Source organism: Polynucleobacter sp. es-MAR-4 (assembly GCF_018882055.1).
In the GTDB taxonomy this organism is placed as follows: domain Bacteria; phylum Pseudomonadota; class Gammaproteobacteria; order Burkholderiales; family Burkholderiaceae; genus Polynucleobacter.
Map to the genome: position 1 here is coordinate 137066 of NZ_JACVPF010000002.1, position 12747 is coordinate 149812.

The window sequence follows — 12747 nt, forward strand, 5'->3', positions numbered from 1 at the left end:
GGGAGTCTGCTTCAGACGCATGATTTCAAAAACCTCACGGAAGAAGCCTGCACATAAAGCTGTTATTGCACTATGCGCACGCTGGTCGTCAGTCCACTCCGCGTAGGACTCGCAGGTGTAGAGACCACCTGTTTCTGTCTTACGGATAGAGCCATACTCATCTGTATTGAGTAGAGACCACACAGAGTGTCCGAGTTCGTGGCAAAGTAAAGACGGAATCATCCCTCCACCACGCTCTCTAATACTGTACGACCACCCACTCCTACGGATACATAGCTCTTACCTGTGAGCATCTGAGAAAGTTGGCTATCGATGATCTCCATGCTGAAACGGGTGCGCTCCCTGTCACTCTCTTCCGACTTCGCCACTAAGGATGAAAGCTTGTTGTAGCTCTCAGTAGGCATAGTCTCTTTTAGGGACTCAAGCTCTTTACGCAGGAGGTTTGTATCACCCGCTAGGTTCTTAGCGACGCTTTCTATCGTAGCAATATCGCTCTTTAGACTGCGGTCACTGGCATCTGCTTTTTGCAGTACACCAACGGCTACATTGGCGATGAGAGCCTTAATCTTGCCTACTGTTATTGCATCAGCTTCGCGTAAGACGCGGTCTAGCTCCCTAGCTGAGACAGATGGCGTGCTGTAATTCTTCAGCGACTCTAATGTGTCGGATAAATGTTGTTCTTGGTTCATGTTTAAACCTTCTGCTTATATGTTTGGATATGGGTCGCCTTGACCTCGCGCAGGAGGTCAGCTTCGATAGTGCTAGCTGCTTGGAACGCTCTGTAGTCGAGCAGATTCTTTAGCTTGGCGGTACCCAGCTTGCTCTGTACTTCGGCTTCCAAAATCGGCTGGGTATGTATCTCGAATTTACGCAGCTCGGCATCTCTATCGAAGTTACCCTTAGTGATTGCATCGTTCATCCGCAGAACAGAATCGCGGTGGAAGTCGATGTGTAATTCGCGAAGGTTGCGCTCTGTAGATTTGAGGCTGTTGTCTAACTGCTTCTTGTAGACATCAACAGCAATCCGCTCTCTTTCAGCCCTTGCCTTCTGCTTGCATACACCGAGAGCACTCTTGCTCTTTATGTTGCGCTTCTCGGCTGTGGCAGCCTCGATCAATACGGTAGAGGCGGTACGCTGTAGGAGGTCTACGAGTGCGGACACCTGCCCTGCACTACCACTGGTCTTGATAGTTAGGAGGTGCGCTTCGAATGCTAAACCTACGGGCGGTACGCTCTTTTGACCCTGTAGGAATGCTGCTGCATCTGTGAGTTTGCCTGAGTAGGATTTGAACTCCTCAATCATCGCCTTCTCAAGGTTCAATAGATTCTCAAGACGCTCCGTTAGTGGGAGTACTGGAGTTCCTAGGACTGCGCCCTTGAAGGTTCTACCCTTCATTGACTCCACTAGGTTGGCAAGTCTTTTATCGAAAAGACGAAAGCCTGTGCGTGTCTTGTCTCGTGTACTTCGTAATACTGAGAGTGACAGGGATGCTGTTACTCCGCTATGTTGCAATGTAATCATTCTGTTTCCTTATCTACACCGATACTGGTGCGCCCATACTGAGCTTGTTTTTCGTATTCATGCACAGCATGAATAAGTAAATTGTTTTTGATAAATAGCATTACCGAAAGTCTTTTCTACCCCCACCTAACGGGGTTAGCGCGTTGTAGCTGTGTCTTCGACAGTACTTCGCGTGCGCGGGTGTTTAGTGCGCCTTCGGTATACGGGATAGCAGCTCCGCTACGGTGTCTACTTCTAACTCTTGCATACCCATACGAATCTGCATTAGCGCTACGAGTTCGATGGACTGCTGCGGATGTACGCTGGTCTTCAGATACGCGATGTAGTTGTCTACTTGTTCCGCATCCATATCTTCAATGCGAATCATGCTAGTAGTCCTTCATCGTCCGCGTTGTTCTTTAGCTCGCGTACAGAGTTCGCCTCTACATTCCGCATCTTCGCGTCTATTGAGGAAGCTTGGTGCTGTGTAGTGGATAACCCAAGAGTACGGGATAAAGCTTGAATCGAGCTATTGAGTTGTACGGTTGCATTCAGTAGTGCGGAGACGACTGTTGTACCGCGTTGGTTTATGGTGGTTAAGCCATCCTTAGCTAGGGCTGCAGTGGCTATATCGTTTTGAACCATTAACTTCGCGAGGTTCTCCATTAGTGAGATATCGAACCTGCGTATGGATATCGCTTCCCGTGCCTGAGCAATATTGCGGAAGTGGATTAGCTCCGCTGGGGATAGCTTTGTGTTCGGTTGCACCTCTAGACTCGCGTTAGCGTGGAGTGCTACCTGCCCTGCTGTTGTGTCACGCTTTGCAGGTCTTGTCGCTGTGGTTGCGGACTTTGTTGCTTTGGTCTTGCTAGTTGTCATGCTGATTGCTCCTTAATTGATGGTGTTGCGAATCGTTGGTACGGATTGCTATTACTGGTGGTGTCGGTTAGAGAATCTGTGGGGAGCACTTGCTCGGACTAACCCACTGTCGGCAAACCTTGCTCCCAATACCTTCTAGCCTGCCCCCCCGCCTACCTAACTGGCATAGGGTGTGGGGGTGGGTGGTGGTGTGGTGGTCATGCATCGTTAGACTCCTTTGAAATTGATAGGGGCATGTGGGGGCAATGGCTTACGCATCGTCGCCTCCTGTATGCCATGTGCTGGCCTTGGTTATCCATGCGCCATCAACACGCAGCACCATGCCCTTACCTTGCATCTCACTGGCGGTAAGACACCTACGCGGATTAGTAGTGGCTCCATACTCACCAGTACGATGCTTGTCGTACCCCGTCTCACTAATGAATACTCGCTTGCAGGTGGGGCACTGGTTGCGTGGACTGCTACCCTTTCTGGTTCCAGGAGTCAGCCAGATGTTTGTTGGTGTGAGTAACCCTGCATCCCTGACCTCACCACCAACCACGCGAAGGGTCTTACCCGCGTGTAGTAGGTAGAAGTCGTTGGGATTTATATCCCTGCGTGAGAGTCCCCACTTATCCACGATGTACTCAGGGAACTCAGCTGGTGGGTCACCCTCAACCTCGAACGACCTCATACCTGTGTCCGCGTGAATACTGCTTACGGTAAACATGAACCCCCCTGAGCACTTAATACATCCCCTGCGAGTGGTGTTTGAGCCAGCCCGTTAACCCTGTTGATGTGGTTATCTTGGTTTGTGCACCCGAACGGGTAAGCTGAACCATCTTCGGTAGTCTTCAGGTGGTTTAAGGAATCTTGCGCAATGTCCACCCAGTGAACACAGGACTCAGTTGGGCGCGGGTTCACGGTAGGGCTTGCCACGCAGTGACAGTCTGTCCAGCCTACAGGGTCGTCTGAGGGCGCGTAGTAGGTGCAGGTGGCGCAGGTGTGGGCGGTGGTCATGAGACTTTCTCCTTTGGATAGAACCCTTGACGCTTTGTGTCGGGGAACATCTCGTATAGAGCATTGATAAAGACGAGCATCTCTGGGGTAATCCAAGTCCTAGCCGTTAGGTGAGTAATCCAGTTGTGCTCGCTTCTGTAGTGTGTGTACAGGTCTTTTAGGTCAAACCAGTAGCGCGACTTATTGAGACAAACCACTGCCCTACCATGCTCGAATGTGAGCTTTGCTACGGATGGGTCTGCACCTACACCCCAAACCGCAAAGCACTTACCACCTTGATCATCGGCTACAGAACCACAATCTAGGATGTGTTGGTTGCTGAGGTAAAGACCAAACAATTCCTCCGCGGAATTAATGTTCTTCATTTAGGACTCCTAAATAGAATCGTTCCCGCTGGCGTACCAATCAATGCTTGTGTACGGGAGAGGTGCATATTCCACTCTCGCGTTACTACCGCATAGAACTGCTCAAGCGAGTGGATATAGTGCTGATTAACCCAGCCCTCTCCGTCGTGGAACACCTCATGTACAACTCTGTCCTTTAGCATCTCCGCGAACTCACTCGGTGAGAGCGATGGGTCATACGGGTTATCGAGGTTATACCTACAGGTGAACCCGTATCGTGTATCCGCGTCTCTGTGTGCTTCAATCGCCTGAGCGAACTTACCAAGGTGGTAATCCCCATCTGCCCACACGGCATTGGTCAGTGGCTTCAACGCTGACAGTGGTATTGGTTGCTTCTTCATTTCTACTTCTCCTGTTTACCGATATTTGGATTGCACTGACCCACACATCGGTGGATGTGGGAGTGCTTGAATTCGTTTTTGTTTGCCCAACCACTGGCAAACCACTGAGGTGTTTCCTTATGCTTCTTCAGTCACAAGTTGAGTGGTTTGATGGTCAGTGGTTTGCCTTAAGGAAAAACAACCACCAAACCACTGAAGTTGGTTGGTTGGTGTTTCCAGTTTTCAGCTCAGACCAAACCACTTCCCAACCACTTCCCAACCAGTGCAAACCACTGAACCAGTTATTGCTCATAAACGGCTCTCTGGAGGGGTAAACCGAACGGAATTAGCCTCTTTTTGGTCATTTACTGCTAATTGATTACCCGCTTCATACGGGGCTAGTAGTAGCAACCCTGCTGCGCTGAGACCTGTAGCGGCATAAGACTTGTTGTTCTTAACCACCACCCCCTCTTCAGTGAGCAGCTCTTCCCTAATGCAATAAGAAAGACAGGTCGTTACGCGATTCTTAGCCATACCTATCAGCCCGTGGTGATCCTTTAACTCGTTCTTGGTCATAGGTTGCTTACTGTTGTGTAGGTAACTCAGTACCGCCTTGACATCCCTGATTAGCAGTTCATCAGACGCATTCTTGACGGCTTGTGTTTTGGATTCATGCGTCGGTGCGGCAAGCTCTTCAAAAACCCAACCTTTACGCACTAGGTGTAGATCAGGAATATCTTCCCCATATGTATTCTTTGGGAAGCTGACATGAATACCCACCTCGTCAGGGAGTAGACCTCTTGAGGTCTTGTTAAGCCAGTCCTTATCTTCAATGCCGTATCGATACCTCGCCATAACAGCAACCATACGAGCACCGTCTGCAAGAGACGCGCCCCCACGCAGTGAAAATTGGCTTACATTTTTCTCGCTACCTGATGCTTTATTGACGTGGTGTATGTAGCGAACGCAGCAATCCACAGTTCGGAAAATCAGTCGCGCTGCCTCTACTAACCCTTGCTCAGCATCGTTCACCCTGCTTTCACCAATACCGAAGGAAACCATTGGGTCAAAGATGATTAGGTCTACACCTTGACCCTTACACTCCCTAGCGATTACCTTGGCAAACTCTGTAGGTGCAACAAGTTCGCCTGTGACTTGGGTTAATCGTAGATTCTCAAGTGTGACATCGGAGACAAAGACCTTACTGGTTACCTTGAGGATTTCTTCATCACTCAGTTGCATTGCTTCACATAACTTAAGAAGTCGCGCATAAATCTGCTCACGCGTATCTTCTTTGGTTACGAATAAGACCTTACCATCGGACATTACCTCGCGCCCCCAAATTGGACGACCCAATGCATAGTTAATCGCCTCAAGCATCGCGATTGTTGTCTTACCTGTACCACCTGTACCACCTAAAACTGAAAAGTCAGCCCATAGATACCCCGCAACCAATTCACGGGGTGTGGACTTCATGTTCCGTAATTCAGTGATGCTGGTTACAGGCTCAGGGAAAGTCCAATTAACACTCTCAACGACAGTCTTGCTACCCAACCACCCCGCCATTCGGTGCATCTTGATAGAGCACTCCTCAAGGCTCGGCAGACCCTTAACATTTTTACCCTCAGCATGATTCTTGTAGGTGTCGTGAAGACTCTTAATACGGTCTGCGATGTCGTTCTGCCCCGATGCCTTGCAGATACCCGTGAATAATGCTTCCGCAATATTCAGTTCTACATTTGTATGGGCTAAGCCACCTGCTAGTGCAAGCATTCCGACATGGAACGCACCCTTTTGAACCTGCTGAGCAAAGTCCACACCTACTGCAATCAACTTGCATCGGGCTAGTAGTTCTTCATGCTTGATAAAGGTCGGCTCGCCTTCCTTAAGCCATTGAACCTGACCAATATCGTCATCCTTACGCACTACAGAAGGCGGTAGGATTGTGTAGCTACCATCCCCGCGTAGTTCTAGCATCATTCCAGCATCGCCCACAAACTTTACTGTGCCCGCTTCCTCCTCGGTTCGGTAATAGAAATGTGACGGCAACAGTTCACCACCGTATTCGCGCCCAGAGATTAGATTGGTTGGGGGTAGCACATACCCAGCGATAATCCGAGCCTCATTACAGTCGAGGTCGATGTCTTTTAGACCATCGCTTTCCTTACCCAACAACACACCAATATTCATGTTGTCTTTGAAGTCACTGGGGTCAGTAGTCTTCCACCAACCACCATTGCGCGAGATAGGCTTCTTACCTGTCTCTTTTTTACCATCATCAGGCTTGCATGGCATCAGCGTCCATTTATTCTTGGTTATGTAGCGTTCGGCTACTGCTTGTGTTTTACTCATACCGCCTCCTCCTTGTGCAACCACTCCGGCAGAAGACTCACCATCGAAACCTGCTTCAAGTTCCGTGAGCAATAGCGTTCAAACTCACTACGCATCAGTCGCTTATTGAGCTTCAAAGTGCACGCGGTGGTATCGAACAAAACGGCATTCGTAGCGATTAGGTAGGTAGCAGCCCCGAGCATCGCGCCCATTACTACTTCAGCGTCTACTCCTTGAGCCTTTGCAATTCCCGCACAAATTCGATTCACTACGATGCGTTCATCTAGCGATGAAGCAGGGTGTGCACTGTGCTTGAACATTTCCCCAGCCCAACCAGAGATTGTGTGAATCCCGATGAAGAATGCGCGGATAGGCTCTTCAAGCGAATTAATCTCGTCGCCAAATATTCCACTGGGCATAACCTCAGAGTACCCACCCCACATACCATGCTTATCACGCGCTAGGTAGCCTGCCTTAAAGTGGAAGCCCATTGCTGCAGCACAAACAATATGCCCCGCCTCGTGCTCACTTGAATTGGTCAGTGAGGATGGCTCTACTCCGTGCTGAGCCACAATCGCTTCAGCCCATTGCATCTCATGCTGGGTTGGTCGGTTCAAGGCTTGAACTATTGACGGATTAGAAGGTGTCATTCTCATTTCTTTCTCCCTTGAAGAACCGCAGGTGGTTGCTCATCTGCCATAACCAGCTCACCAGTTAGCACGGCTGCCATATACGCACATACGCGCTGAGGGTCAAATACCGTCTTCTTGCGCAAGATAGGCATTACCATTGGCAAACCTTGATCGCCAGAGAGAGGCATGCTCTGCTGGCTGGGATGTGGCTTCTTAGGCGCGTTCATTCAGCCACCACTTCGGTTACAAGGTGGAAGTGCGCAAACTCCGCTGTACCACGCTGAAAGAACACATACGCGTCGCCGACAAAGTGCGTCTCACGAGTCCCGTGAATCGTGCAATCTGAGAATCGGATGAAGCCGTTGACATTACACAAATCCTCAAGGATTCCAATGTACATTGCCCCAGTCTTGCGTTGAGCTACTACACGCTTACCGATTAGGTTCGCTATAGGTGCAAAGAATCCCATCTTGGCTGTGCTGGTTGGTGTAGCTGACTTTGCTTCCGTAGCAGATGGGGGTAAAATTCGCTTAGCAATCTTGATTACGGGCTTTGCCTTAGTCATCTTGCTGTGTTCGTTATTCATAACGACTCCTTTGTTAATGTTGTTCGTAAGCAAGACCCCAAAAGCCACTGTCCGTAACCAGTGGCTTTTTCATTGCCAACACTGTTACGGTTCGTAGGGCTGAGTTCTGCCATCCACTGAATGTGGTTCTTAAATTTCATAATGGGGACTTGGCTATTAGCTAATAGAGAGCGACCGCGCTGGGCGAGTCTGCGTGTGGTTAATCATGTAATACCTTTCTAATATCGTTCGTAAAAATCCGCAACCAGTAACTCGGTTGAAGCGAATTTTGCCTGCCATTTTTCTCTACGGCAGATTCGCTATATTCTTTAGGCGCATATACCCATTGGCTTCCAGCCGAATTTCTCGTTTGTAAATTGCCAGCTACAGAGCCATAAAACGGCTTAGCTTTATAGCTGGCATTCACAGCTAAGATGCGACTACTTCCTTTGGATTGCTAGGCTTCGCAAGCCTCCAATGCATCAATACGATTGAAGAAGTTATCCATCAACGCAAGGTACTCGTCCCCGAAGTCATTTAGGATTTGCATTAGGTCAGCGCTGGGTAATCTACTTCCGTATTCTGTTTCTCCCCATAGGTGCTCCGGTGTCGCGCCCGACTCTATTAGCTTGTCTTCCCACTTTTTAGGGGGTGGTGTTGTACGCGCTAGCCACATGCTTCGCGCTACAGATTCCGCATATGTGGAATTCAGTATTGGTGGGTAGTAGTCCTCAAGCATTTCTGTAACCCAACCTGCTACCGCTCTGCTAGCCTGATACCTATTATTGGCTGCCTCAATCTTTTCTACTACTCTACACGCGGTTTTAAACCCCTCCTGCGTTAGTTCTGTGTCTTCATGCTTAACTACTTTCTTTGACTTCTTACTCATTTACTTCTCCTTTGTTATCGCGCCCCGTAACAGCGCGGTTTATTCCTACGATCGGGATGCTCGTATAAGAATTCTGTTTATTGATTACGCCATCCAGCGACGGCTCTACGGATATCACCTGCGTAAAAGATGGCAAGGGATGTACCAGTACACTTGATCGGTCTAGGTAGTAGCGACTTGTTGATGTAGCGGTGCACGCTCCGTGTACTCTTACCGATGTAGAGCGCGACCTCGTCTATAGAGATAGGCGCGTCATCTGAGAGTTCATTCAGAACCTTAGGGTCGCGTACTGTGCTACTTTGTCGTTGATGTGTCATTGCTAGTCATTGGTAGTTGTTTCAATGACTGCAGTTTGGGACCCCTAAGCGATATTAGAAATCCATATAGATACGCTAGTGACTAATGTATCTAGTTCTCCTCTCAGAGGTAGTACTTTTCAAGGTTAGATTCTGTTCCAGCATCTATCCCGTGTTCCTTTTTGAGCCTGCTGATTGCGCGCTTACGGTAGCCGTGAACCTGCCTATCCTTCTCGAAAGCAGCAATCGAACGGGCAAGGTCTATATGCTCTTGAGGAATCTTGGACTTACGGCTACCACCACGCGCCAGTTTGTCCTTGGCATCTGATAAATCGAGTACTGCATCGAGCAGCTTAGGGTCTTGAGTAGTTGCGGTAACGACCTTCACAGTTCCGAACGGGGTGGCATCAACAGAGACCTCAACTCCGTGCAAAGTTTCCTTCTTGGGCTCTGGATGCAGCGACTGTGCCAGCTTGAATTTCTCTGACTCCGTTAGCCTCGCGCCCTTCTCCTTCTCAGCCTGTTCTAGTGCAATCTTCAGTCTTGCGGAACTGGCTCTCATTAGCTCGATGTCTGCCTTCAAGACTTTGCGCTGCTTAGCCTTATTCTTACCTGAGGACAGAACCCTATCTCCTGAATCCGACTTCGATACTAGGTGTTCCAGTAGCCTCTCATCGAATGGCTTTGATTTATCTATAGCCATTACTTAGCTCCCCTCAGGTATTCAGCCCACGCAGTCATCATCGGCTTACGCTCAGCTAGGAAGTCTGAACGGAGATACGCGGTTACAGTCTTTGTACCTAGAGAGTGCGCTAGTTGTGACTCTGCCACCTCAAAGCTATAACCCGCACTTGCACTCCAATCCCTGAAGCAACTACGCATACCGTGAACAGTTACATCCTCACCACCCTTTACTCTGTGCAGAGACTTACTGATGGCGACATCAGATAACGCGCCACCCTCGGAGTTCGGGAATACGATGTCGGTCTCTAGGTGCTTGTTTAGAACCTTTTGATCTTTCAATAGCTCGAGTGTTTCACCGCTCAACGGGCAGCGCCATTCGTTGCGAGCCTTCATTAGGTCGGCTGGCACTGTCCATAGCTTCTTCTTCATATCGAGCTGCGACCATGTAAGCTGTCGCGCATTGTTACTACGGCAGGCGGTGAGAATAATGAATCGCAGTGCGTTGTAGCTAGTGATGAGACGCTTGCTAGTTATGCCTTTGTATAGGGCTGGCGCAGCCTTCACCGCCAATGCGGCATGATGCTCCTTGCTACGCTTAATCCCGAGGTTCGGGGACAGGTGGTTCACCACTTTGACAGATGCTGGATTTGCTATCACCTGATTTTGGTAATACACAGCGAAGCCTGCATCGAGGATGTTTTCTATCCGAGACCTCACCCTACGCGCTGTCTCTAGCTTACTGCCGATATTCTTCAAGATGCTCAGCACATCACTCGGGGTTACCTCATGTGGCTGCTTGTGCCCGATTGTTGGGTACGCGTACTCGGTGAGAGTGTTGCGCCACTGTTGAGCATGCTTGGGGTTAGACCAATACTTTGATTCCTCACGAGCGGATATGTAGTCTTCCGCTATCTTCTTGAATGTGGGCGCACTGCTGGACTCCGTCTTCACCTTACCGACCAGTGCACGGGCTTCAGCTAGGCGCATACCGTTAGGACTGGCATCGCCAATAACCTTCCATACCCGCTTACTGTCCACAGTAATGCGGGACACCCAGCTACGAGTGCCTGTTGAGCTAACCCACAGGTACAAGCCCTGCCCGCAGGCGGTGTGACCACACTTGGTTATGGTGTTACATTGTTGGACATTCAGGACTTTCATAAGTGGTAGTATGCCTGACTTTTGAGGGGGTCATGCTACCACTCGTACTACCATTCCTTATGTCAGTGGTAGGGTGTGGATGTCAGTGGTTGTCTCCCTGTGACCCTGCGAGCCTTACTGCGTATAGAGTCTAAATTTACAAACCCTAGCGGGTATAGGTTCTGGCGGAGAGGGAGGGATTCGAACCCTCGGTAGGTTTGACCCTACGCCTGATTTCGAGTCAGGTACATTCGACCACTCTGCCACCTCTCCGTTAACTACAGGATAAAACTTAACAGCTATCCCCACTTGAGTCCTGCAATCTATTGCTCGCAGACACCTGTCATCAGAAGTCCACCAGAAAAGAACCCAAAGGGCTTCTTACTACCCTTTACAAACTCTTCGATGCTGAGATATTCCACAAAAAAGCCATTCTTACCTTCAGCTTTTTGGGTCCAAATGACTTTATAAGAATTGCTTGCACTTCCGGAAGCCAGCACCTTGGGATTCTTTAGAGTATCCATCACATCTCCAACAACTTCCCCGGTTTTCTTGATCACCACAAATTCCAGACCAACTCTAGGGCTGTCTTGAACTACCGCTAACTCCCCATTAGTTTTAATGTAAGCATCACTTAATACCTCGCAGCGATAGAATTTTTCAGCAGCGAAAACACCTTGAGACATCAATGCTGCGCCAATCAAGAACAAAAATACTGAGCGCTTATTCATTTGATTGAGCCCACTTTTCACTTGCTCTAAGATTAAATGGGTTTGAGCACTTCTAAGCCGCCCAAGTATGGCTGGAGCGCTTTAGGAATAGCAATACTGCCGTCTACTTGCTGTTTATTTTCCAGCAATGCAACCAATGCCCTTCCTACTGCAAGACCAGAGCCATTTAACGTGTGAACTAATTCTGGTTTACCTTGACCCGCTTTAAATCTTGCCTGCATGCGTCTTGCTTGGAAGTCACCCATGCTGGAGCAGGAGCTAATTTCACGATAGGCTTTTTGTGATGGCACCCACACCTCTAAGTCATAAGTCTTGGCGCTACCAAAACCCATATCGCCAGTGCAGAGTAATACTTTTCTGTACGGCAGTTCCAGCAACTCCAAAATCTTTTCTGCATGACCGGTTAAATCCTCTAAAGCCTGCATGGAATCTTCAGGCTTCGTGATTTGTACCAACTCCACTTTGTCAAACTGATGCTGACGAATCATGCCACGCACATCGCGCCCATAACTTCCTGCTTCTGAACGAAAGCATGGTGTGTGCGCCACAAACTTCAATGGCAAATTATCAGCATTAACAATTTCATCTCTTACCAAATTGGTAACAGGCACTTCCGCTGTCGGGATCAGATAAAAGTTTTCAATTTTCGCTTCGCCAGATCCATCTTCACCACCCATTTGACGAGGCACCTTAAATAAGTCCTCCTCAAACTTAGGCAATTGACCTGTGCCACGCATAGATGCGGCATTCACCATATAAGGCGCGTACACCTCTTGATAACCATGATGCGTGGAGTGCGTATCGATCATGAACTGGGAGAGCGCTCGGTGCAATCGAGCGATAGGTCCCTTGAGAACTACAAATCGTGAGCCACTAATCTTGGCTGCCACCTCAAAGTCGAGACCCAGTGGTCCACCTAGATCAACGTGATCTTTAATCTCAAAATCAAATGCCGGAGCATCGCCCCAACGCTTCACTTCCTTATTTTCAGTCTCATCCTTACCTACTGGAACTGCTTCATCCGGCAAGTTTGGAATACCCATTAAGAAATCTGCAATCTCTGCCTGCAAAATTGCTAAGCGAGCTGCGCCCGATTCCATATCGACGTTAATCTGGGTTGCTTCTGCCATCTCAGCAGTGGCGTCTTCGCCCTTACCTTTTTTCATACCAATGGCTTTAGCCAATTGATTGCGTTTAGCTTGCAGTTCTTCAGTACGAGTTTGCAAAGATTTACGCTCGGACTCTAAGGCATTGAACTTTTCAACATCGAGTTGAAATTTGCGAGTAGCTAAACGGGCAGCAACTGCTGCGATATCTTTGCGGAGTAATTGAGGATCAATCATGTAATGCTCTACTGGTTAGGGTGCGGTGAGTAC

General features: G+C 48.9%; 17 protein-coding genes and 1 tRNA gene. All 18 read right to left on the reverse strand.

Translation table 11 applies throughout. From position 1 onward, the window contains the following. Positions 1-218: 218 nt before the first annotated feature. On the reverse strand, positions 219-689 hold the full coding sequence (locus ICN16_RS06765; RefSeq protein WP_216135951.1) for a hypothetical protein: 471 nt from the start codon (positions 687-689) through the stop codon (positions 219-221). Between the two features lie 2 nt (positions 690-691). Beyond that, a complete protein-coding gene (locus ICN16_RS06770; RefSeq protein ID WP_216135953.1) occupies positions 692-1522 on the reverse strand; it encodes a hypothetical protein in 831 nt (276 codons plus the stop codon). A gap of 184 nt (positions 1523-1706) precedes the next feature. Then, on the reverse strand, positions 1707-1889 hold the full coding sequence (locus tag ICN16_RS06775) for a hypothetical protein (RefSeq protein ID WP_216135955.1): 183 nt from the start codon (positions 1887-1889) through the stop codon (positions 1707-1709). After that, positions 1886-2380, reverse strand: a complete 495-nt coding sequence (locus ICN16_RS06780) for a hypothetical protein (RefSeq protein ID WP_216135957.1) — start codon at positions 2378-2380, stop codon at positions 1886-1888. Before ICN16_RS06780 ends, ICN16_RS06775 begins: the two co-directional genes overlap by 4 nt. 250 nt (positions 2381-2630) lie before the next feature. Then, positions 2631-3089: a hypothetical protein gene (locus tag ICN16_RS06785; protein ID WP_216135960.1), complete on the reverse strand. Its 459-nt coding sequence runs from the start codon at positions 3087-3089 to the stop codon at positions 2631-2633. Positions 3090-3375: 286 nt separating this feature from the next. Then, positions 3376-3744, reverse strand: coding sequence for a hypothetical protein (locus ICN16_RS06790; RefSeq protein ID WP_216135964.1), 369 nt, complete (start codon positions 3742-3744; stop codon positions 3376-3378). Beyond that, positions 3741-3926: a hypothetical protein gene (locus tag ICN16_RS06795; protein WP_216135966.1), complete on the reverse strand. Its 186-nt coding sequence runs from the start codon at positions 3924-3926 to the stop codon at positions 3741-3743. The genes ICN16_RS06790 and ICN16_RS06795 overlap by 4 nt, the downstream gene beginning before the upstream one ends. Positions 3927-4412: 486 nt before the next feature. After that, positions 4413-6455 carry an AAA family ATPase gene (locus ICN16_RS06800; protein WP_216135968.1) on the reverse strand — a complete coding sequence of 681 codons (2043 nt, stop codon included), beginning with the start codon at positions 6453-6455 and terminating at the stop codon, positions 4413-4415. Beyond that, positions 6452-7084, reverse strand: a complete 633-nt coding sequence (locus ICN16_RS06805; RefSeq protein ID WP_216135970.1) for a hypothetical protein — start codon at positions 7082-7084, stop codon at positions 6452-6454. Before ICN16_RS06805 ends, ICN16_RS06800 begins: the two co-directional genes overlap by 4 nt. Positions 7085-7086: 2 nt before the next feature. Then, complete coding sequence (locus ICN16_RS06810) at positions 7087-7293, reverse strand: hypothetical protein (RefSeq protein WP_216135972.1); 207 nt, start codon at positions 7291-7293, stop codon at positions 7087-7089. Then, positions 7290-7652, reverse strand: coding sequence for a hypothetical protein (locus ICN16_RS06815; RefSeq protein WP_216135974.1), 363 nt, complete (start codon positions 7650-7652; stop codon positions 7290-7292). The genes ICN16_RS06810 and ICN16_RS06815 overlap by 4 nt, the downstream gene beginning before the upstream one ends. 436 nt (positions 7653-8088) lie before the next feature. Next, positions 8089-8520: a hypothetical protein gene (locus ICN16_RS06820; protein WP_216135975.1), complete on the reverse strand. Its 432-nt coding sequence runs from the start codon at positions 8518-8520 to the stop codon at positions 8089-8091. A gap of 77 nt (positions 8521-8597) precedes the next feature. Further along, positions 8598-8837 (reverse strand): AlpA family transcriptional regulator, encoded by a 240-nt coding sequence (locus ICN16_RS06825; RefSeq protein WP_216135976.1) that lies wholly within the window; start codon positions 8835-8837, stop codon positions 8598-8600. A 103-nt stretch (positions 8838-8940) separates the two neighbouring features. Then, positions 8941-9378, reverse strand: coding sequence for a hypothetical protein (locus ICN16_RS06830; RefSeq protein WP_216135978.1), 438 nt, complete (start codon positions 9376-9378; stop codon positions 8941-8943). 140 nt (positions 9379-9518) lie between these two features. Beyond that, a complete protein-coding gene (locus ICN16_RS06835; protein WP_216135980.1) occupies positions 9519-10661 on the reverse strand; it encodes a site-specific integrase in 1143 nt (380 codons plus the stop codon). A 162-nt stretch (positions 10662-10823) separates the two neighbouring features. Continuing rightward, positions 10824-10913, reverse strand: a tRNA-Ser gene (locus ICN16_RS06840). 50 nt (positions 10914-10963) lie between these two features. Further along, the gene (locus ICN16_RS06845; protein ID WP_216135982.1) at positions 10964-11371 is read right to left on the reverse strand and encodes a hypothetical protein; all 408 of its coding nucleotides are present in this window, start codon (positions 11369-11371) and stop codon (positions 10964-10966) included. A gap of 32 nt (positions 11372-11403) precedes the next feature. After that, positions 11404-12714, reverse strand: a complete 1311-nt coding sequence (gene serS, locus ICN16_RS06850) for a serine--tRNA ligase (protein WP_216135984.1) — start codon at positions 12712-12714, stop codon at positions 11404-11406. Positions 12715-12747: the final 33 nt, after the last annotated feature.